This window comes from Allobosea spartocytisi (assembly GCF_014764685.1).
In the GTDB taxonomy this organism is placed as follows: domain Bacteria; phylum Pseudomonadota; class Alphaproteobacteria; order Rhizobiales; family Beijerinckiaceae; genus Allobosea; species Allobosea spartocytisi.
Genome location: NZ_JACXWY010000004.1, coordinates 77,274 through 97,356, shown reverse-complemented (window position 1 = coordinate 97,356; position 20,083 = coordinate 77,274). Strand labels below are relative to the sequence as shown.

Below are 20,083 nucleotides of genomic sequence, written 5' to 3'. Positions count from 1 at the left end.
GCGCGCAGGACAAGCACAGGAACCGCACCATGCAGCCCTTCACCACCCTGACCTCGACGCCGGCCCCGCTGAAGGTGGTCAATGTCGATACCGACATGATCATCCCGAAGCAGTATCTGAAGACGATCAAGCGTACCGGCCTCGGCACCGCGCTGTTCTCGGAGATGCGCTACAAGGATGACGGCTCGGAGAACCCCGATTTCGTGCTCAACCAGCCGGCCTATCGCAAGGCGGAAATCCTCGTCGCAGGCGACAATTTCGGCTGCGGCTCCTCGCGCGAGCACGCGCCCTGGGCCCTGCTCGACTTCGGCATCCGCTGCGTGATCTCCACCAGCTTCGCCGACATCTTCTACAATAACTGCTTCAAGAACGGCATCCTGCCGATCAAGGTCACGCCCGAGCAGCTCGACGCGCTGTTCGACGATGCCGAGCGCGGCTCCAACGCGACGCTGACGATCGACCTCGAGAACCAGACGATCAAGGGCCCCGACGGCGGCGAGATCAGGTTCGAGATCGACCCGTTCCGCAAGCACTGCCTGCTGAACGGCCTCGACGATATCGGCCTGACCATGGAGAAGGCGCCGAAGATCGACGCCTATGAAGAGAAGCTGAAGCAGCGCGCCTGGGCCTGAGGCCGCTCGCAACGCTCCCCCCTCTCCCCTCGCGGGAGAGGGGAAGAACCTAAACTACCAGCCCGCGCATCGGCCCCAAATCGCCCGTGCCGGGAAACACCTTTTCCGCCAGCACCGGCCCCGACAGCCCGAACAGGTCGGCAACAACGCCCTTGGCCACGGCGCGGATGTCGGTCGTCGCCTTGAGATCGCGGTTCTGGTAGAGCTGCTCGGGCTTCAGCCCCGGCCAGTCGGCGATCATGCGCCCGCCCTTGACCGCTCCGCCGACGAGGAAAGCGACCGTGCCGGTGCCATGATCGGTGCCCGTGGTGCCGTTCACCGCCGCGGTGCGGCCGAACTCCGTCACCACCATCACCACCGTGTCTTTCCAGACCGGCGAAAGACCCTGCTCGAAGGTCGCAAAGGCGCCGTCGAGCCCGCCGAGAAGAGTCGCGAGCCGGCCCTTGGCCCCGCCCTCATTGGCATGCGTGTCCCAGCCCTCGAAGGCCAGCGCGGCGATGCGCGGCCCGTCATCGGCGCCGACGAGTCCGGCCGCGCCCTCGGCGATGCGACGCATGCCGTCCACGGAATCAGGGCCGCCACCGCCCATCTTGCCATCCATGCCGCGCCGCTGCGCCAGGCTTTCCGTCTCGATCGCCTGCTGCAGCGCCGCGGCCAGATGCGGATCGCGCTGGCCATAGAGATCGGCGAGCCGCATTGTCAGGTCGCTCCCGGCGCGCGCCATGCGCGGCGGCGCCCAGCCGAGCACCGGCGCGTCGCCGCGCACCACCAGCGGCGGCACCACGCCGACACCGAGCACGCCCTTTCGCGCGATGCCCTCGCCGGCCGGCAGGCTGGCGAGAAGGCGGTTGAGCCAGCCCGTCGCCGTATGGCCGGGTCCGGGCTGGCCGCTTTCCAGTACGTCCTGCCCGTCGAAATGCGAGCGCTCGCGATAGCCGGTCGCGGCCGCATGGACGATCGCCGCCTGCCCCTGCTTGTAAAGCCGCGCGAGATTCGGCATCGCAGGATGGAGATAGAAGAAGCCGTCGAGCGGCAGCGCCGCGTCCGGTCCGTCCTTGGCGAGCGCGATGCCCTCGCGCAAGCCGGCATAGCCGGGATCGCCGATCGGCGGCACGGCCGAGAGCCCGTCAAGCGCGCCGCGCAGCACCACGACGAGGAAGCGCGGATCGCGCGCGCCGGCTGCCGCATAGGCGAATTTCGGCACGAAGGACCAGGCGAACAGCGCCCCCGCCGCACCCAGCACGGCGCGGCGCGACGGCGTCATCCGTTCGCAATCGTCATTGTCGTGATGATCCATCACCGTCACCTCCGCTGGAATTCGGGCGACATCAGCAGCAGTGCGATCGCCTGCGGCCTGCTTTCGGCGCGCGCCACTGCCTGCTTCGTCTCGGGCGACAGGATCGGGCCGAGAATGTCGTCGGCCTGGCTGCGCGGGTCCGGCACCGCGTTTGCCGTCTGCCGGCCCCAGCCGGCGGCGACGTCGATGCGCGTCTTGATGCCCTCGGCCGAGGCCCAGGCGACGTTGGTGTCGGCATAGCCGTTCGGGCCGGAGGGCTGCCAGAAGGGCTGCCCCATCGTGCCGAGCGGCCCGAGGATCTGTCCGGGATTGGGCTGCAGCCCCGTCGCGCGATAGGAGGCCAGCAGGAATTCCTGCGGCGAGCGCACCTTGGTCGCCGGCGCCTTCCAGGCCTCGTCGCTGCCGATCAGCGCGCGATAGACGCTGGGCAGGTCGCCGCCGCTCTGGCGGAAGGTCGCGGCCAGCAGATCGACCAGCTTCGGCGGCGGATCATCCGCCACGAAATGGCGCACGAGCTTGGTCGCGATGAAATGGGCGGTCGAGGGATGGCGCGCCAGATCGGTCAGCGCCGCGACGCCCTGCGCCCGGCCCGGCTGGTCGTAGGAGCGGCCGAGCAGCGGCGTGACACCGGGTTCGTGGAGCCCGGCATTGAAGGCGAAGGAACCGGGAAAGCCGAGCACGCCCTCGCGCCCCACCACCGTCCAGCCGGTGATGATCCGGGCGAGATTGGTGACGTCAGCCTGGTTGTAGCCGCCGGAGACGCCGAGCGTATGCAGTTCCATGATCTCGCGGGCGAGGTTCTCGTTGAGCCCGCGCCGCTGCCGCCGCCCGGCCGGGGAGTTGGGGCCGATCGACTGGCGGTTGTCGAGGAAGTCGAGCATCGCCGGGTGGCTCTCGGCCGCGATCAGCATGTCCTCGAAACGGCCGAAGACATGCGGGCGGATCGCCTCGCGCTCATAGGCGCCGGCCATGATCCGGCAGATATTGCTCTTGGTCGCGCCGATGCAGAAATGGTTCGACCAGAACATCACAAGCCGCTCGCCGAAGCCCGTCTCGGCCGCAAGCGCGAGATCGACCCGCGACTTCACCTCGTCGCGATAGGTCCGGAAGGGCAGTGCCGGTTCGTTGGGCGGCGGCTTGGCCGGCTGCGCGGCCTGGTTCTGGCCGGATGGTTTGACCTCAGCCGGCGCCTGAGCAACCTCCATCTGGCCGGACATCGCCCCCGCTCCGGCAACCTGCATGCCCGCGGATTGCGCTCCCGGCGATACAGCCTGCGCCTGCTGCGCGGCGACGCGCTTGGCCTCCCGGGCGATCCTTTCCTGATCTTCGAAGGCGTAGAGCGCCTGCCCGATCTCGGCTGCACCCGAAAAGGCCACGCCCTGCGGCTGCGCGACGGGGCCGGCCGCGATCTCGGCCAGCAATCGATCGCGAGCCTCCCGGCGTATCGCCTCGCCCTGCCCCGGCCTCGCTCCGAGGCCGAAACGCTGGAGGGCGACGGCCCCCGCCTTCAGATCGTCCGGTCCCGCCATGCCGTCGGCCTCCGCTGACCATGCGCATCAGCATCGGCGGCGACTATGGCAAAAAACCGAAGGGTTTCATGACAAATCGGCAATGTTCGGCAATGCGAGAGCGGCCGGCCACAGGCCGAGCGATCGCTGGAGCCCGGAAAGCGCTCCAGGCCCCGCTCCGATCAAGCCGTAGCGCCCCGTGCCGACCGTTTAAGCCGAGCGGGGAGCGTCCGCGAAGTCACCGGTGATGATCTTGCCCCGCGCCCGGCGCAACACCAGCGACAGCACGGCGGCGACGACCGTGTTCGCCACGACGGCGACGATGCCGTTATAGGCGCCATAACCGAGGACGAGCGATGTCGGCACCCAGGCCGTCGGGCCCCAGGACAGGTAGGTGCCCAGCCCGAAGCCGACGACCCAGCCCGCCAGCAGCGCCTCGCCGCTGAACCAGCTCGTATAGAGGCCGAAGACGATGGCCGGGAAGATCTGGATCATCCAGACGCCGCCGAGCAACTGCAGGTCGAGCGCGAACTTGGTCGGCATGAACACGATCACCGCCAGAGCGCCGACCTTGACGATCAGCGACATCAGCTTGGCCAGCGACGCCTCGCGGCCCGGCGACATCTCCGGCTCGACGAAGGGGCGCCAGATATTGCGGGTGAAGGTATTGGCCGCGCCGATCGACATCACCGCCGCCGGCACCAGCGCGCCGATGGCGATGGCCGCGAAGCTGAAGCCGGCGAACCAGGACGGAAACATCTTCAGGAAGAGCTGCGGCACCGCATCCTGCGGATTGGCGACCTCGATGCCCGCGGCATGGGCCATGAACCCCATCAGCGCGATCAGCGCCAGCACCAGCGAATAGGCCGGCAGCGCGATCGCGTTGCGTCGGAGGGCCTTCGGCCCCGAGGCCGAGAGCACGCCGGTCATCGAATGCGGATACATGAACAGCGCCATCGCCGAGCCGATCGCCAATGTGATGAACGGCGCGATCTGGGCGGGCGAGAGGATGAGCCCCTGGTTCGGCTTGCCCTCATAGGCCTTCGCAGCCGCATCGAAGACGGCGCCGTAGCCGCCGAGCTTGGCCGGCACGATCACCACCGCCGCGATGACGAAGACGTAGATCATGATGTCCTTGACGAAGGCGATCATGGCAGGCGCGCGCAGCCCGCTCTTGTAGGTGTAGAGCGCCAGGATGACGAAGGCGATCGTCAGCGGCAAATGGGACATCATGCCCTCGCCCTGGAAGCCGAGCGCCTGGATCACCTTCTCCATGCCGACGAGCTGTAACGCGATATAGGGCATGGTCGCGAGGATGCCGGTGAAGGCGACCGCGAGCTCGAGGCCCTTGTTGCCGTAACGACCGTAGATGAAGTCGGAACCGGTGATGTAGCCCTTCTTATGCGCGACGTTCCACAGCCGCGGCATCGTCAGGAAGACGAAGGGGTAGATAAGGATCGTGTAGGGCACCGCGAAGAAGCCATAGGCGCCGATGGCATACACGACCGCCGGCACCGCGATCACCGTATAGGCGGTGTAGAGATCGCCGCCGAGCAGGAACCAGGTGATCCAGGCGCCGAAGCGCCGCCCGCCCAGCCCCCATTCGTGCAACTCCTCGAGATTGCCGGATTTCCAGCGCGAGGCGACGAAACCCATCACCGTGACAAGCGCGAAGAAGAAGACGAAGACGGCCGTCGCCGGCCAGTTGAGATGGTCGATCATGAGTCGCTGCCTTCCACCTTGGAAGCGAGCCAGATGAACACCGACGAGACCGGGATCATCAGCATCAGGAACCAGTAGAACAGCGGAATGCCGGCCAGTCTCGGCTCGATGCCGTTATAGAGCGGCACCCAGAGGCAGGCGATGCAGGGGATGAGGAGAAGTAGATATTTCATGGGGGAGGTCCCCAGATTCAGGCCGCATCCGCAGCATCTGCCTGTCCGCGATCATCTTCAACAGCAAAAATGGGCAGGCTGGGCCCGGCTCTCATCCTTTTGACGGAAAACACCAAATCGGCCCCGCGCCGTAGCGCAACGCCGCGTCCTACATCACTACAGTGATCGTCTCGGCCGCACGCGTCAGCCCCGTATAGAGCCAGCGCGCCCGGTGCTCGCGGAAGGCGAAGCTCTCGTCGAAGAGCACGACATCGTCCCATTGCGAGCCCTGCGACTTATGCACCGTCAGCGCGTAGCCGAAGGTGAATTCGTCGGTGTGCTTGCGCAGCTCCCAGGGGATCTCCTCCTCGGTACCGTCGAAGAAGTTCGGCAGCACCGAGACCTTCACGGCCTTGGCGCCGGTATCGTCCTCGGGCGTCACGCGCATGGTGACGAGCCCCTTCTTCGAGGTCTTGATCTCCTGCACGATCCAGGAGCCGCCATTGAGCAAGCCCTTGCTCTTGTCGTTGCGCAGGCAGACCAGCTTCTCGCCCGCCACCGGATTGGTCTCGGTGCGGCCCATGAGCTGGCGGATGCGGGCATTGTAGTTGCGGCGCGTCTTGTTCATCCCGACGAGAACCTGGTCGGCCCCCATGACGACCTCGGGATTGACCTCGTCGCGCCGGATGACGCGGCTGGGACCATAATCGCCATAGTCGAGCCGGCCGCCCTCGCGCACGATCATCGACATCCGCACGATCGGATTGTCCGCCGCCTGGCGATGGACCTCCGTCAGCATCACGTCCGGCTCCTGCTCGGTGAAGAAGCCCCCGCCCTTCACCGGCGGCAGCTGCGCCGGATCGCCCAGCACCAGCACCGGCGTGCCGAAGGAGAGCAGGTCCTTGCCCAGCTCCTCGTCCACCATCGAGCATTCGTCGATGACGATGAGCTTGGCCTTGGCGGCCTGACTGTCACGGTTGAGCGCGAAGATCGGGCTCTCCTCGTCGACGCCGCGCGAGCGGTAGATCAGCGAATGGATGGTCTGCGCCTCGGCGCAGCCCTTGTTGCGCAGCACCAGCGCGGCCTTGCCGGTATAGGCGGCGAAGACGACGTCTCCGTCCACCGCCTCGGCGATGTGGCGCGCGAGCGTCGTCTTGCCCGTGCCGGCATAGCCGAACAGGCGGAACACCTGCGGATCACCGGCCTGCAGCCAGCGCGCCACCGCCGACAATGCGGCATCCTGCTGGAGCGACCAGCTCATCGGTTGAAAACGATCATGACGGACATGCCGCAGAAGGGGCCGAGTCGCGCCGCGAAGGCAAGCCCGGCGGCGTCGGTTCCCGGGCTCAGGCGGCGCGCAGGCGCCGGACGAAGGCGCTGGCCTCCATTTGCAGGGCGGTGATGCGCTCGTCGAGATTGCGCGCGCTCAGCGCTCCCATATCGGCCTGATTGACGGTTTGCATATTGGCGGCGGCGATCTCCGCCATCGCCATCGCAGCCGTGCCGGTGACGCTGGAGATCCGCGCCACCGTCTCGCCGAGCGAGCCGAGCAATTCGGCATGGGAGTCGACCATGGTCGCGATCTCGGTCCCGGTCTGCTCGACCGTGCCGATGCTGTTGCCGATGGTCGAGACCGCGCCCGCGGCATGGGACAAGGCCGCGTCGACCTGCGCGATCCGGCCCACGATGCGGGATGCCGCCTCGGCGGTCTGGCCGGCAAGCGCCTTGACCTCGGAGGCGACCACCGCGAAGCCGCGGCCATGTGCGCCGGCGCGCGCGGCCTCGATCGTGGCGTTGAGCGCAAGCAGGTTGGTCTGGCGCGCCACGGCCTCGATGATGCCGACGACGTCCCGGATCTGCGTGGCCTTCTCGGCGAGCTCGGCGACCAGCTTCTGCGTGCCGCTCGCCTCCTGGCTCGCCGCGCTCGCCATCATCGAGACCCGCCTGACCTCGTCGTTGATCTGCCCGATGACGAACTCCATCCGCAGGGCGGCTTCCGTCGTGCGGTTCGCTTCCTCGCCGGCGCCGGTCACGGACGCCGCGGCGATCTCCGAGCTCCTGGAGACCTGGTTGACCCGCACGGCGGCATCCTGAAGCGTCGTGCGCAGCGTCTCGCTCGCCCGTCCGATCTCGCCGAGCAACAGGCCGAGCCGGGCCTCGAACTCGTCGGCGATGCGCGCCAGCTCCCGGCTGCGGAGTTGCTGGTGCTGGCGGGCCTGTCCGGCTTCCGTCTCTCGCGTCACCAGGGTCGCACGGACCTCGCTGAGCTGCTGGACCGTGCGGGCGAGCTCTCCGATTTCGTCGGAGCGGCCGCAATGCGGTACGGCGATGACCCTGTCGGAACTCGTCGTCTCGCGGATCGAGATCATCAGCTCACGCAAGGGGCGCGTCAGATGGCGGCTGAGCAGCAGGAGCGCGGCGAGCCCGCCCGCCAGGGGCAGTAGGAGCGCCATGACGATGGTGCGCAATCGCACCAGCTCCGCCCGCTCGCCGGCGCGGATTCCGGCCTCACTCGCCGTCGCCGCCAAGGCGTCGCGCATCGCCGAGGTGGTGGCGATGATCTGGCTGACGTTGAGGCGCGCCTCCTCGGCGCCGGCCTCCAGCACGGCCGCCTTGGCGGAAACGCGCTGGCCGATATCGACGATGCCACGCTGGAAGGCGATGAAAGTGTTGATGCGGGCATTGAGCGTCGGATTCGCCTCGATCATGGCCTTCGGCAACGCCGAGATGAAATGCGCGCGCGCGGCATCCACGAGTTCGATGGCGGCATCGAGCTTCTCCAGCGACGCAGCGATCTCGGCAGCCGAGGCGTCGGCATCGAGGCGGCCGAGCAGAGAGGCGTTCGCGACCCGGCTGGCGAGCAGCGAGGCGCTGCTGGCGAGCGTGATGCCGGAAAAGGCCTCCCGGTCGATGCGACGGACATCGTCAAGTCCACCCAGCACGCTGACGAGGCCGAGCGCAGCCGCGATGCTCAGCAGTGCAAAGAGCATCATGATCTTTGCCGTCAGTCCCGGTCGCCGTCTCATCATCCCACCTGTAGTACGCCCTCTCTTTCGCCGATGCGAACGAATGACGGGTTAACGGGAGATCGAAAAAGTGGATTGGAGCAGGAAGAAAAAATATATAATTCAAATATTTAGCCGGGGAACAGATCACATCCGGCGTCGATGTCCCCTGAGCGGACGACTTCCTTCGGCGCCGGCATTCGCGGCCGGCAGAGCCGCCGGATAGGGGTGGAGAACCCCTGATCCGGTCCGGTCGCGCAGCGATCCGACCGGCATGCGCTCTGGTCAATATTCCGGCGAATCTCTAGCGTCCGTTCCATGAGGCCGCGCGCGATCCGAATTCTCCTGCTTTGTCTCGGTGTCGCGTTTGCCGCCTATGCGGCCTTCGTGCTCTCGCCCTGGCCGTCGGCGCTGCTGATCCGCGCGGGCTTTGCCTATGGCGCCTCGAAGACCGGCGCGGCTCTCGCGAAGCATGTCCCGGCCGGTATCCGGGAGCAGCGCGACATCGCCTATGGAGACGCCGCCGACGAGCGGCTCGACATCTATCTGCCGCCCGAGGGGGCACGGCCGGGACGCCCCGTCCTGGTCTGGATCCATGGCGGCGGCTTCGTCGGCGGGGACCGGCAGGACGTGGCCCCTTATCTCAGGATCGTCGCCGGTAAGGGCTACCCGACCGTAGCCATCGGCTACAGCCTCGCGCCGGCGGCGCGCTATCCCACGCCGGTGCTACAGGCGAACAAGGCACTCGGCTTCCTGCAGCGCGAAGCCGCCCGACTGGGCATCGATGCGAGCACCATGGTGCTCGCAGGCGATTCGGCCGGCGCCCATATCGCGGCCCAGCTCGCGGCCGGCCTGACCGGGAAGGACTACGCCGCGACGCTTGGCCTCCAGCCCGCGGTCGAGCCCTCCCTCCTCAAGGGCGTCGTCCTGTTCTGCGGCGCCTTCGACCCCACCGCCCTCGACTTCGCCGGCCCTTTCGGCAGTTTCCTGCGCTCGATTCTCTTCGCCTATTTCGGAACGTCGAACCCTCTCGACAGCGATCGCATCACCGAGGCGGCGGTTCCGCGCTATGTCACCGAGGCCTTTCCGCCGAGCTTCATCTCGGCCGGTAATGGCGACCCGCTGGCGCCGCAATCGGTGATGATGGCCCAGGCGTTGCGCGACCGCGGCGTCAAGGTCGACACGCTGTTCTTCCCGCCCGAAACCGAGCCGAAACTGCCGCATGAATACCAGTTCGACCTCGACCGTCCGGAGGGCCGGCAGGCGCTCGACCGGCTGACGGCCTTCCTTCAGGGTCTCGGGCCCTGATATCCGATCGGCCAGCCGCGCTCAGATCATCAGCCTGAGCAAGGGCCGTCCCGGCTTCTGCCGCGCCACCTCGACGAAACCCGCGCGGCGGAAAATGCTTTCCGGCCCGACATAGAGCCCTTCCGCGCTGCGCTTGGCCTGATTCTCCATCGCCGCGGCTTCAATCAGGCGCGCGCCGCTCGCCCGCGCGAAATCGATCGCACCGTCGAGCAGCGCACCCGTGACGCCCTTGCCGCGAAATCCCTTGCGGACGAAGAAGCACGAGGCGGCCCAGTTCCGCTCATCCTCCGCCGGCGCGTCCGGCAGTGGCGTCGAGGCGCGCCGCGGATTGTTCCATTCGGGGATATCCGCCCTCGGCCCGATCTGAAGCCAGCCGACGGCTTTGTCCCCGGCGTAAGCCAGCACACCCGGCGGTGGACCTTGCTTCACCCGTTCCTCGAACAGCCGGCGCGCGCCTTCCCCGAGCAGCGGCACGCGCAAGCGTTGCGGCATGCGGAAATGATTGCACCAGCAGCCGTAGCAAGGCCCCTGCGGCCCGAAGAGATCCTCCAGATCGCTCCAGCGCTCCGGCGTCAGCGGCAAGACGGCAAAACTGGCCTGGCTCATCGCAAAACTCCCGCTCGGCAACGATACGGCGTGACTGGACAGAAACTCGATATCGGCAGATCACTAGCGACAAAATCGGAGGCCCGCGCCATGTCGCTCGAAGTCTATGCCGCCTATCTCCTCGCCTGCATCGTCATCATCATCGTTCCCGGTCCCACGGTCACGCTGATCATCGCCAACAGCCTGAAGCACGGTACCCGCGCCGGCCTCCTCAATGTGGCAGGAACGCAGGCCGGGCTCGCGATCATGGTCGTGGTCGCCGGCATCGGACTGAGCTCGGTCGCCGCGGCGCTTGGCCATTGGTTCGAATGGCTGCGTCTGGCCGGCGCCGCCTATCTGATCTGGCTGGGATGGAAGATGTTCCGCTCGGCCGGTGCCGACATGGAAGGGACAGTCCCGGCGAAGCCGCCGCGTGGCGGCTTCTTCCTGCAAGGTGCGCTCGTCGCCCTGAGCAACCCGAAGACGCTGCTGTTCTTCGGCGCCTTCTTTCCGCAATTCCTCGACCCCACGCGCGACCATGCCACCCAGATCGCCATCATGGGGGCCACCGCGCTGGCCTTCGCGGCACTGAGCGACGGCACCTACGCCCTGCTCTCCGGCCGCGCCGGCCAGCTGCTCTCGCAAAGGCGCGTCCGGCTGATGTCGAAGTTCAGCGGCAGTCTGCTGATCGGCGGCGGCCTCTGGCTCGCTTCGACGCGGGCGAACTGAGCGACAGACGCCCTTACCAGGCGATTGTTTCGCCCGTGTAGTCGCGGAAGCTGTTGGTCTCCGCCATGCCGGAGGCGTCGATGGTGCGGATCAGGCCGGCGGCGCTCTCGGCCGGCGTGACGTCGGCGCCGCCGCCGCCCATGTCGGTCTGGACCCAGCCGGGATGGAACAGCAGCACGGCGACGTTCTTCGCCCTGACGGCGTTACCGAACACCACCATCGCCATGTTCACGGCGGCCTTGGACGAACGATAGATCAATGCATTGCCGGGGTTGGCGCCGATCGAACCCATGCGGCTCGATATCGTCGCGATCTTGCGCCCCTGCCCTGCCTCGAGATTCGACAGGAACGCCTGCGCCACCCTGACCGGCGCATAGACATTGACCTCGAAAACCTCGCGCCAGGCATCGAAATCGACATCGAGGCCGCTTTGCCGGTCGCGCGGCCCGTAAAGGCCGGCATTGTTGAGCAGCACATCGATCGCCCGGCCGGCGAGCGCATGCTTGGCTGCGGCCACGCTGGCATCGGACGTCACATCGAGCGCCAGCGGCGTGAGTTGGCCCGCATGCGCGGAGGCGAGTTCCGCCAGCGCCTTCGCCTGCGGATCGCGCGCCGCAGCAATGACATGGTCGCCCCGGCGCAGGAGCTGAGTCGTGATGGCAAGCCCGATGCCGCGATTGGCACCGGTGATCATCCAGGTCTGTGGCATGTGCGTTCTCCGAAAGGGAGACTGGAGGTATGGCTTTGCCGCCCCTATTTCCAGATCGATCGTCCGATCCCGAACCGCTGGACAAAGGCCGCCGCCATGACCGAGCAGCAGATCCGCTTCAACGATGGCGCCGCCTATGAAGAGATGATGGGCAAGTGGAGCCGTCTCGCCGGGGATGTCTTCCTTGACTGGCTCGCCGCGCCCGAAGGTCTGCGCTGGGCCGATATCGGCTGCGGAAACGGCGCCTCGACGCAATTGATCTTCGATCGCTGCGCACCGGCAGCCTTGAGCGGCATCGATCCGTCGCCGGGGCAACTGGATTATGCCCGCAAGCGCCCCGTCGCCAGCCTCGCCGAATTCACGCTGGGCGACGCCATGGACCTGCCCTATCCGGACCGGAGCTTCGATGCGGCCGTGATGGCGCTGGTGATCTTCTTCGTGCCCGATCCGGCCAAGGGCGTGGCGGAGATGGTGCGCGTCACGCGGCCCGGCGGCCTCGTCGCAGCCTATGCCTGGGACATGCCAGGCGGTGGCTTTCCGCTCGACCCCGTGCTGACAGAACTCAAGGCACTCGGGATGACGCCGCCGCGCCCGCCGAGCGCCGACGTCTCACGGATCGAGAGCCTGGCCGAACTCTGGACACAGGCCGGGCTCAGCGATGTCGAGACGCGCGAGATCAGCGTGCGCCGCCATTTCGCCGATTTCGACGCGTTCTGGCATGCGAGCACGCTCGGCTCGACCGTCGCCCCGGCCATTGCCGCCCTGCCCGCGCAGACGGTGGCTCTGCTCAAGGACAAGGTCCGCGCGCGCATCACCATCGCAGGCGATGGCGGCGCGTCCTATGTCGCGCGGGCCAACGCCGTGAAGGGCCGGGCGCCGGCGCAGCACTGAGGCGCCCGACGACCCAAGGTTGTCACAGCTTCAGCCCTTCGCCTTGCCGTATCCGCCGGCCGTCGGCGTGATCACCGTGACCGCCTCGCCGGCCTGGAGCAGAGTCTGGTCGGAAGGCTTCAGCTCCTCGATCGCGCCCGAGAGCCGGCGCACCAGCGTCCTGCCGAGCTCGCCGGGCTCGCCACCCTTCACGCCGAAGGGGCGGACCTTGCGATGCGAGGCGAGGATGGCGCAGTCCATCGTCTTGAGGAAGCGGATGGTGCGGCTGGTGCCGTCCCCCGCCGTCCATTCGCCCTTGCCGCCGGAGCCGAGGCGGATGTGGAAATCCTCCAGCACGACCGGGAAACGCGTCTCCAGGATCTCCGGATCGGTCAGGCGCGAATTCGTCATGTGGACGTGCACGCCGGAGGTGCCGTTGAAGCCGGGACCGGCCGGCGAACCCGAGCAGATCGTCTCGTAATATTGATACTGATCGTTGCCGAAGGTCAGGTTGTTCATCGTGCCCTGCGAGGCCGACATGGCTTCGAGCGCGCCGAACAGCGTGTTCGTCACCGCCTGCGAGACCTCGACATTGCCCGCCACCACCGCAGCCGGATAGCGCGGCGCCAGCATCGACCCCTCCGGCACCACAATCTTGATCGGACGCAGGCAGCCCGCATTCATCGGAATCGCATCATCGACCATGACGCGGAAGACATAGAGCACGGCGGCCCGCGTCACCGGCGCCGGAGCGTTGAAATTGTCCGGCCGCTGCTCGGAGGTGCCGGTGAAATCGACCGTCGCCTCGCGCTTCTCGCGATCGATGGTGATCTTCACCTTGATCGCGCAGCCCTGGTCCATCGGATAGGTGAACTCGGAATCGTGCAGCTTGGTCAGGAGCCGCGCCACGCTCTCGGCCGCGTTGTCCTGGACATGGCCCATATAGGCCTGCACGACATCGAGACCGAAGGAGCCGATCATCTTCTTCAGCTCGGCCACGCCCTTCTCGTTCGCGGCGATCTGCGCCTTGAGGTCGTTGACGTTCTGGACGACGTTGCGCACCGGATAGCGCGCGCCGGTCAGGAGCCTGACCAGCTCCTCCTCGCAGAAGCGGCCCTGATCGACGATCTTGAAATTGTCGATATAGACGCCCTCCTCCTCGATATTGGTCGCCAGCGGCGACATCGAGCCCGGCGCCGTGCCGCCAACATCGGCATGGTGGCCACGGCTCGCCACCCAGAACAGGATGTCCTTGTCCTGCGCATCGAAGACCGGCGTGCAGACCGTGATATCCGGCAGATGCGTGCCGCCATTATAGGGTGCGTTCAGGCAGTAGACATCGCCCGGCTTGATCACCGGGTTGTTGGCGATGACGGTCTCGACCGAGCGGTCCATCGAACCCAGATGCACCGGCATGTGCGGCGCGTTGGCGACGAGCGCGCCGGTCTGGTCGAAGACCGCGCAGGAGAAGTCGAGCCGCTCCTTGATGTTCACGGAATAGGCGGTGTTCTGCAGCGTCACGCCCATCTGCTCGGCGATCGACATGAACAGGTTGTTGAAGATCTCGAGCATCACCGGATCGGCCTTGGTGCCGATCGCCGCCTGCTGGACCAGCGCCTTGACCCGGACGAGGACGAGATGGTCCTTGGCGGTGAGCTTGGCGCTCCAGCCCTCCTCGACGACGACGGTCTGGTTCGGCTCGATGATGATCGCCGGGCCGGCGACGCTCTGGCCGGGCTTCATCGCCTCCCGGCGGACGATCGCCGCCTCGTGCCATGCGCCCTTGGCGAAGAAGCGCGTGCGCTCGGCCACCGCCGGCTCGCCCGATTGTTCGCCGGCCGAGGCTTCCTCGAACTTCGCACCGCCGCCGACGGCCTCGACCTCGACCGCCTCGACGACCAGCGCCTTGGTCTCGTCCATGAAGCCGAAGCGCGCCTTGTGCGCGGTCTGGAAGGCCTCCTGCATCACAGCGTGCGTGCCGGCGGGGACTGCGATGGCCGTGTCGGTGCCGGCATAGCGGATATGGGCACGGGTATGGATCGCGATATCGCCCTCCGCCACGCCCTGGCCGGCGACTTCCGAGCGGGTCTCGGCCGCGAGCTTCTCCGCCACGGCGTCGATAGCGGCCTTGGCCTCGCCGTCGAGCGCGACATCGAGCGCGGCCGTCCGCGTCGAGCGGATCTCGGCGAGCCCCATGCCATAGGCCGAAAGCAGACCGGAGAACGGATGCAACAGCACCGTCTTGATGCCGAGCGCGTCTGCCACGAGGCAGGCATGCTGGCCGCCGGCGCCGCCGAAGGAGTTCAGCGCATAGCGGGTGATGTCATAGCCACGTTGGACGGAGATCTTCTTGATCGCCTCGGCCATGTTGGCGACCGCGATCTGGACGAAACCGTCCGCGACCTCTTCGGCCGAGCGGCCATCGCCGACTTCCGCAGCCAGCACCGCGAACTTGTTGCGGACGATCGCGACATCGAGCGGTTCGTTCTGCTTCGGCCCGAAGATCGCCGGGAAATAGGATGGGATCAGCTTGCCGACCATGACGTTCGCGTCGGTCACCGCGAGCGGCCCGCCACGGCGATAGGCGGCCGGACCGGGATTGGCACCCGCCGAATCCGGACCGACGCGGAAGCGCGCGCCGTCATAATGCAGGATCGAGCCGCCACCGGCCGCAACCGTATGGATCAGCATCATCGGCGCGCGCATGCGCACGCCGGCGACCTCAGTCTCGAAGGCGCGCTCATATTCGCCGTCGAAATGGGCAACGTCGGTCGAGGTGCCGCCCATGTCGAAGCCGATCACCCTGTCGAACCCGGCCGAGCGACCGGTTTCGGCAAGCCCGACGACGCCGCCGGCCGGGCCGGAGAGGATCGCGTCCTTGCCCTGGAACAGCTCGGCCGCGGTCAATCCGCCCGAAGACATCATGAACATCAGGCGCGCGCCGGTGCGGGCGACGTCGAGCTCCTCCGACACCTGCTGCACATAACGGCCGAGGATCGGCGAGAGATAGGCATCGACCACGGCGGTGTCGCCGCGCCCAACCAACTTGATCAGCGGCGAGACCTCGTGGCTGACGGAAACCTGCGGGAAGCCGATTGCGCGGGCGATGCGAGCCGCTGCCTGCTCATGCGCGCTGTAGCGGTAGCCATGCATGAACACGATGGCGACGGCGCGGAAGCCCGCATCGAACTGCGCCTGCAAGGCCGCACGGACCGCCGCCTCGTCGAGCACGCGCTCGACCGTGCCGTCGGCGAGCACGCGTTCCTCGACCTCCAGCACGTCTTCATAAAGCTGCTCGGGCTTGACGATCTGCTTGGCGAAGATGTCGGGCCGGGCCTGGTAGCCGATGCGCAGCGCGTCGCGAAAGCCCTTGGTAGTGACCAGCAGCGTGCGGTCGCCCTTGCGCTCCAGCAGCGCGTTGGTGGCAACGGTGGTGCCCATGCGCACCTCGCCGACGGCTCCGGCCGGGATGGGCTCGCCGGCCTTCAGGCCGAGCAGGTCACGGATGCCCTGCACCGCGGCATCGCGATAGGCGCCGGGATTCTCCGAGAGCAGCTTCCTGGCATGGAGATTGCCAGCAGGATCGCGCCCGATCACGTCGGTGAAGGTGCCGCCGCGATCGATCCAGAAGTCCCAGCGTGCCGTCATCGGAAAGCTCTCCCCCGCGCCTCTTGCCGGCGGGTGATCAACGCCGACATTTCATCGATAAATCGTCGATGTTGTGTTGACAAGCCGATTTCGCCGGCTACGATCCCAATTGTGGCTGGAAGAAGGCTGAGGGGCCTCTCCAGCGAAAGGTGGAGGATGCGACGATGCGAACGGTCCTGACAATCAGGGGCGTGTGCCCCGCTTTGCGGGGAGCGGCGCCGCGATGACCCGCCGAACGCTCGACCTCCTCTACCTCGCCGCCGGCTATCTCGCGGGATTGTTCCTCGTCGGCATCTTCGTGCTGATGATGCTCTTGTCGCTCGGCCGCGAGGTCAATCTCAACGTCCCTTCGGGCGACGACTTCACCGCCTGGTCCCTGGTCGCGATGGCCTTCCTCGGCCTCGCCCACACTTTCAGGAAGGGCGAGATGATCCGCGTCGGGCTGTTGCTCGAGCGCCTGCACGGCCGGCCACGTCGGATCGCGGAGCTGGTTTCGCTGACGATCGCGGCCGCCTTCATCGCCTATTTCACCTGGCAGGCCGGCAAGCTCGCCTATGATTCCTGGCAGTTCTTCGACATGTCCACAGGCGTAGTCTCCGTGCCGCTCTGGATCCCGCAGAGCGGCATGGTCCTCGGACTCGCGATCCTGCTGATCGCCATCGCTGAGGAATGGGTCACCGTGGCGCGCGGCGGCAGGCCGACCTACGAGCCCGAGCCGCCGAAGACGACGGAAGAGCTGATCGAGCGTGTCGCGCAGGGCGGGGGCGTCTGAGCGATGAGCCTTCCCATCCTCTCCATCGTCCTGCTCGGCTTCCTCGTCGTCATCCTCGCCAGCGGTGTCTGGATCGCGGTTGGTCTCGGCCTTGTCGGCCTGCTCGCCATGATCCTCGTCACCGACGTCCCGATCGGACAGGTGATGGCTACCACGGTCTGGAGCGCCTCGGCCTCCTGGACGCTGGCGGCGCTGCCCTTGTTCATCTGGATGGGCGAGATCCTGTTCCGGACACGCCTCTCCGCCCAGATGTTTCAGGGCTTGTCGCCCTGGCTGCAATGGCTGCCGGGCCGCCTCGTGCACACCAATATCGTCGGCTGCGGCATCTTCGCCGCCGTCTCCGGCTCCTCGGCGGCGACCTGTGCCACGATCGGCAAGATCGCCCTGCCTGAGCTGAAGAAGCGCGGCTATGACGAGGGCATCAGCATCGGCACGCTGGCGGGCTCCGGCACGCTCGGCCTGCTCATTCCGCCGTCCATCCCGATGGTGGTCTATGCCGTCACGGCCAACGTCTCCGTGCTGCAGGTCTTCCTCGGCGGCTTTCTGCCCGGCCTGCTCGTGATGGCGCTCTATATGGGCTACGTCATCATCTGGTCGCTGCTGAACCCGAAGAAGATACCCCCGCGCGACCCGCCGATGGCGTTCATGGCGAAGATCCGGCAATCGGCCAAGCTCGCGCCCTGCCTGCTGCTCATCGCCGCCGTCTTCCTGTCGCTGGTCCTCGGCTTCGCGACGGCGACGGAATGCGCCGCCTGGGGTGTGACGGGCGCGCTGTTCCTCGCCTGGTGGAGCGGCACGCTGACCTGGTCGACCTTCTTCGAAAGCGTGATGAGCGCGACGCGCCTGACCTGCATGATCATGCTGATCCTGGCCGGAGCGGCGTTCTGCACGGCGGCGATGGCCTATACCGGCATCCCGGCGGCGCTCGCAGACTGGGTCAAGGGCCAGTCGCTTTCCCCGCACATGCTCGTGCTGGCGCTGACCTGCATGTACATCATCCTGGGCTGCCTCATCGACGGCATCTCGATGATCGTGCTGACGGCGGTGATCGTGCTGCCGATGGTGAAGGAAGCCGGCTTCGACCTCGTCTGGTTCGGTGTCTACCTCGTCATCCATGTCGAGATGGCGCAGATCACCCCGCCGGTCGGCTTCAACCTGTTCGTGCTGCAGAACATGAGCGGCAAGGACACGATGACGATTGCGAAGGCGGCCTTTCCGTTCTTCCTTCTGCTGAACGTCGCCGTCATCATCATCACCACCTTCCCGGACATCGTGCTCTACCTGCCGAACCTCGCTTTCCCGGATCGGTGAGCGTCACAATCACAATCAACCAGAGAGAGGGAATGTCAGCATGATCAATCGCAGAACCTTGACGGGAGCAGCCTTCGCGCTCGGCGTCAGCGCGCTCGCCATGGCCGCCCCCGCCGCGGCGCAGACCAAGTGGAACCTGCCCAACGCCTATCCGACCGACAACCCGCACACGGAGAACCTCGCCCTCTTCGCCAAGGACGTGGAGACGGCGACGGGCGGAAAGCTCCAGATCACGGTCCATGCCAATGCCGCGCTGTTCAAGGCGCCCGAGATCAAGCGCGCCGTCGCCAGCGGGCAGACCCAGATGGGCGAGATCCTGATGTCGATCCACGAGAACGAGGATCCGGTCTTCGGCATCGACGTCGTGCCCTTCCTGGCCACGAGCTTCGAGCAGTCGAAGAAGCTCTATGCCGCCTCCAAGGGAGCGATCGAGAAGAAGCTCGACGCGCAGGGCATCAAGCTGCTCTTCATGGTTCCCTGGGCGCCGCAGGGCGTCTACGCCAAGAAGGACATCAACACGGTCGAGGACATGAAGGGGCTGAAGTGGCGCGCCTACAATGTCGGCACCGCCCGCCTCGGCGAGTTGCTCGGCATGCAGTCGGTCACCATTCAGGCTGCCGAGCTGCCGCAGGCGCTGGCCACCGGCGTGGTCAACTCCTTCATGTCGTCAGGCGGCACCGGCTACGATTCCAAGGTCTGGGAATCGCTCGACCACTTCTACGACGTGCAGGCCTGGATCCCGAAGGACGCCACCTTCGTCAACAAGGCCGCCTTCAACGCGCTCGACAAGCCGACGCAGGAGGCGATCCTCAAGGCCGCCGCCACCGCTGAGGAGCGCGGCTGGAAGATGTGGCAGGACAAGGCCGGCTGGTACATCGACCAGCTCAAGGCCAAGGGCATGAAGGTGCAGGCGCCCTCGCCGGAGCTGGCGAGCGGCTTCAAGAAGGCGGGCGAGACGCTGACCGCCGACTGGCTGAAGAAAGCCGGCGCCGACGGCCAAGCGATCATCGACGCCTACAAGAAGATGTGAGGCGAGCGGCTCCGCCACGCTTCTATCAAGAGCGCGGTCATCCCGGGCGACCAAAGGGAGACCCGGGATCCATGCCGGAACGGTTCAGGCATGGATCCCGGATCGGCGCCGCTCACGCGGCTTGTCCGGGATGACTCAGCGATTTCACTCAGGACGAGTGCGATGACTTCTTCCTTTTCCGACGATCTCGGCCCGATCGTTTCTTCCGGCCATCTCGCCTCCGGAGCGCTGCCGGCTCTCTCGGAATTCGAGTTCGCGCTCAGCATGACCGTGCATGCCTTCCAGCGCTGGATCGTGCGCGGCATGGCGGCGGCCGGCATGCCCGACCTGTCGCCGCTCGACGTGCTCGTGCTGCACAACGTCAACCATCGCGGCAAGCCGAAGCGGCTCGCCGATATCTGCCTCGTCCTCAACATCGAGGACACGCATCTGGTGAACTATTCGCTGAAGAAGCTCGAGCGGCTGAAGCTCCTCAAGGGTGGCCGCAAGGGCAAGGAAAAGACCGTCGAGGTCACGCCGGCCGGCGAGGAAGCCTGCCGGCGCTACGCCCAGATCCGCGAGCAGCTCCTGGTCAAATCCGTCCGCGCCACCGGAGCCGACCCGGCCCGACTCTCCGAGATCGCCGCAATGATGCGCTCCCTCTCCGGCCAGTACGACCAGGCGGCACGGGCAGCGGCGAGCCTCTAGGAACGCGCTCCGCCAGCCGCCTCCCGGAGCGGCAGGGGCACCGGGCAGCGCAGGGCTGCCATGCCGGTCGTCGCTCGACATACCCGCCGGCAATCCTGCTATAGCCGGCTGTCCCGAT

Annotated in this window: 17 protein-coding genes; 8 read left to right on the top strand and 9 right to left on the bottom strand. The window is 66.8% G+C overall.

Translation table 11 applies throughout. The features are described 5' to 3' along the window. Positions 1-29: 29 nt before the first annotated feature. Positions 30-632, top strand: coding sequence for a 3-isopropylmalate dehydratase small subunit (leuD, locus tag IED13_RS07980; protein ID WP_038359125.1), 603 nt, complete (start codon positions 30-32; stop codon positions 630-632). Positions 633-681: 49 nt separating this feature from the next. On the opposite strand, the gene IED13_RS07975 is transcribed toward leuD, so the two are convergent. The 6 genes from IED13_RS07975 to IED13_RS07950 form a co-directional block, all read right to left on the bottom strand. After that, entirely contained in the window at positions 682-1,929 is a 1,248-nt protein-coding gene (locus IED13_RS07975; RefSeq protein WP_248312494.1) for a DUF1501 domain-containing protein, read from the bottom strand. Positions 1,930-1,934: 5 nt separating this feature from the next. Continuing rightward, positions 1,935-3,458 carry a DUF1800 family protein gene (locus IED13_RS07970; protein ID WP_191123861.1) on the bottom strand — a complete coding sequence of 508 codons (1,524 nt, stop codon included), beginning with the start codon at positions 3,456-3,458 and terminating at the stop codon, positions 1,935-1,937. A 189-nt stretch (positions 3,459-3,647) separates the two neighbouring features. Then, a complete protein-coding gene (mctP, locus tag IED13_RS07965) occupies positions 3,648-5,159 on the bottom strand; it encodes a monocarboxylate uptake permease MctP (RefSeq protein WP_112762731.1) in 1,512 nt (503 codons plus the stop codon). After that, on the bottom strand, positions 5,156-5,332 hold the full coding sequence (locus tag IED13_RS07960) for a DUF3311 domain-containing protein (protein WP_081925143.1): 177 nt from the start codon (positions 5,330-5,332) through the stop codon (positions 5,156-5,158). The genes mctP and IED13_RS07960 overlap by 4 nt, the downstream gene beginning before the upstream one ends. A gap of 148 nt (positions 5,333-5,480) precedes the next feature. Next, the gene (locus tag IED13_RS07955) at positions 5,481-6,572 is read right to left on the bottom strand and encodes an ATP-dependent DNA helicase (RefSeq protein ID WP_133562888.1); all 1,092 of its coding nucleotides are present in this window, start codon (positions 6,570-6,572) and stop codon (positions 5,481-5,483) included. 85 nt (positions 6,573-6,657) lie between these two features. Beyond that, positions 6,658-8,304: a methyl-accepting chemotaxis protein gene (locus tag IED13_RS07950; protein WP_191123860.1), complete on the bottom strand. Its 1,647-nt coding sequence runs from the start codon at positions 8,302-8,304 to the stop codon at positions 6,658-6,660. Positions 8,305-8,634: 330 nt separating this feature from the next. Between IED13_RS07950 and IED13_RS07945 the strand changes: the two genes are divergently transcribed. Then, a complete protein-coding gene (locus IED13_RS07945; RefSeq protein WP_191123859.1) occupies positions 8,635-9,624 on the top strand; it encodes an alpha/beta hydrolase in 990 nt (329 codons plus the stop codon). Between the two features lie 21 nt (positions 9,625-9,645). Here the strand turns inward: IED13_RS07945 and IED13_RS07940 are convergent, their stop codons facing one another. Continuing rightward, entirely contained in the window at positions 9,646-10,230 is a 585-nt protein-coding gene (locus tag IED13_RS07940) for a GNAT family N-acetyltransferase (RefSeq protein ID WP_191123858.1), read from the bottom strand. A 90-nt stretch (positions 10,231-10,320) separates the two neighbouring features. On the opposite strand from IED13_RS07940, the gene IED13_RS07935 reads away from it, so the two are divergent. Further along, positions 10,321-10,938: a LysE family translocator gene (locus IED13_RS07935; protein ID WP_191123857.1), complete on the top strand. Its 618-nt coding sequence runs from the start codon at positions 10,321-10,323 to the stop codon at positions 10,936-10,938. Between the two features lie 13 nt (positions 10,939-10,951). On the opposite strand, the gene IED13_RS07930 is transcribed toward IED13_RS07935, so the two are convergent. Continuing rightward, positions 10,952-11,647: an SDR family oxidoreductase gene (locus tag IED13_RS07930; RefSeq protein WP_191123856.1), complete on the bottom strand. Its 696-nt coding sequence runs from the start codon at positions 11,645-11,647 to the stop codon at positions 10,952-10,954. Between the two features lie 96 nt (positions 11,648-11,743). Between IED13_RS07930 and IED13_RS07925 the strand changes: the two genes are divergently transcribed. After that, entirely contained in the window at positions 11,744-12,538 is a 795-nt protein-coding gene (locus IED13_RS07925; protein ID WP_142021688.1) for a class I SAM-dependent methyltransferase, read from the top strand. Positions 12,539-12,568: 30 nt separating this feature from the next. On the opposite strand, the gene IED13_RS07920 is transcribed toward IED13_RS07925, so the two are convergent. Continuing rightward, the gene (locus IED13_RS07920; protein WP_191123855.1) at positions 12,569-16,165 is read right to left on the bottom strand and encodes a hydantoinase B/oxoprolinase family protein; all 3,597 of its coding nucleotides are present in this window, start codon (positions 16,163-16,165) and stop codon (positions 12,569-12,571) included. Positions 16,166-16,388: 223 nt separating this feature from the next. Here IED13_RS07920 and IED13_RS07915 point away from each other — a divergent pair, with 223 nt between their 5' ends. The 4 genes from IED13_RS07915 (at position 16,389) to IED13_RS07900 (ending at position 19,965) form a co-directional block, all read left to right on the top strand. Then, positions 16,389-16,937 (top strand): TRAP transporter small permease, encoded by a 549-nt coding sequence (locus tag IED13_RS07915; RefSeq protein ID WP_113252597.1) that lies wholly within the window; start codon positions 16,389-16,391, stop codon positions 16,935-16,937. Positions 16,938-16,940: 3 nt separating this feature from the next. Next, a complete protein-coding gene (locus IED13_RS07910) occupies positions 16,941-18,248 on the top strand; it encodes a TRAP transporter large permease (RefSeq protein WP_038359157.1) in 1,308 nt (435 codons plus the stop codon). Positions 18,249-18,288: 40 nt separating this feature from the next. Then, entirely contained in the window at positions 18,289-19,278 is a 990-nt protein-coding gene (locus IED13_RS07905) for a TRAP transporter substrate-binding protein (RefSeq protein ID WP_112762739.1), read from the top strand. A gap of 162 nt (positions 19,279-19,440) precedes the next feature. Beyond that, entirely contained in the window at positions 19,441-19,965 is a 525-nt protein-coding gene (locus IED13_RS07900) for a winged helix DNA-binding protein (protein WP_191123854.1), read from the top strand. Positions 19,966-20,083 lie beyond the last annotated feature (118 nt).

Excerpts from the sequence above, each read along its gene's own strand:
- leuD (WP_038359125.1), top strand. The coding sequence starts at position 30 with ATGCAGCCCTTCACCACCCTGACCTCGACGCCGGCCCCGCTGAAGGTG.
- IED13_RS07975 (WP_248312494.1), bottom strand. The coding sequence starts at position 1,929 with ATGGATCATCACGACAATGACGATTGCGAACGGATGACGCCGTCGCGC.
- IED13_RS07970 (WP_191123861.1), bottom strand. The coding sequence starts at position 3,458 with ATGGCGGGACCGGACGATCTGAAGGCGGGGGCCGTCGCCCTCCAGCGT.
- mctP (WP_112762731.1), bottom strand. The coding sequence starts at position 5,159 with ATGATCGACCATCTCAACTGGCCGGCGACGGCCGTCTTCGTCTTCTTC.
- IED13_RS07960 (WP_081925143.1), bottom strand. The coding sequence starts at position 5,332 with ATGAAATATCTACTTCTCCTCATCCCCTGCATCGCCTGCCTCTGGGTG.
- IED13_RS07955 (WP_133562888.1), bottom strand. The coding sequence starts at position 6,572 with ATGAGCTGGTCGCTCCAGCAGGATGCCGCATTGTCGGCGGTGGCGCGC.
- IED13_RS07950 (WP_191123860.1), bottom strand. The coding sequence starts at position 8,304 with ATGATGCTCTTTGCACTGCTGAGCATCGCGGCTGCGCTCGGCCTCGTC.
- IED13_RS07945 (WP_191123859.1), top strand. The coding sequence starts at position 8,635 with ATGAGGCCGCGCGCGATCCGAATTCTCCTGCTTTGTCTCGGTGTCGCG.
- IED13_RS07940 (WP_191123858.1), bottom strand. The coding sequence starts at position 10,230 with ATGAGCCAGGCCAGTTTTGCCGTCTTGCCGCTGACGCCGGAGCGCTGG.
- IED13_RS07935 (WP_191123857.1), top strand. The coding sequence starts at position 10,321 with ATGTCGCTCGAAGTCTATGCCGCCTATCTCCTCGCCTGCATCGTCATC.
- IED13_RS07930 (WP_191123856.1), bottom strand. The coding sequence starts at position 11,647 with ATGCCACAGACCTGGATGATCACCGGTGCCAATCGCGGCATCGGGCTT.
- IED13_RS07925 (WP_142021688.1), top strand. The coding sequence starts at position 11,744 with ATGACCGAGCAGCAGATCCGCTTCAACGATGGCGCCGCCTATGAAGAG.
- IED13_RS07920 (WP_191123855.1), bottom strand. The coding sequence starts at position 16,165 with ATGACGGCACGCTGGGACTTCTGGATCGATCGCGGCGGCACCTTCACC.
- IED13_RS07915 (WP_113252597.1), top strand. The coding sequence starts at position 16,389 with ATGACCCGCCGAACGCTCGACCTCCTCTACCTCGCCGCCGGCTATCTC.
- IED13_RS07910 (WP_038359157.1), top strand. The coding sequence starts at position 16,941 with ATGAGCCTTCCCATCCTCTCCATCGTCCTGCTCGGCTTCCTCGTCGTC.
- IED13_RS07905 (WP_112762739.1), top strand. The coding sequence starts at position 18,289 with ATGATCAATCGCAGAACCTTGACGGGAGCAGCCTTCGCGCTCGGCGTC.
- IED13_RS07900 (WP_191123854.1), top strand. The coding sequence starts at position 19,441 with ATGACTTCTTCCTTTTCCGACGATCTCGGCCCGATCGTTTCTTCCGGC.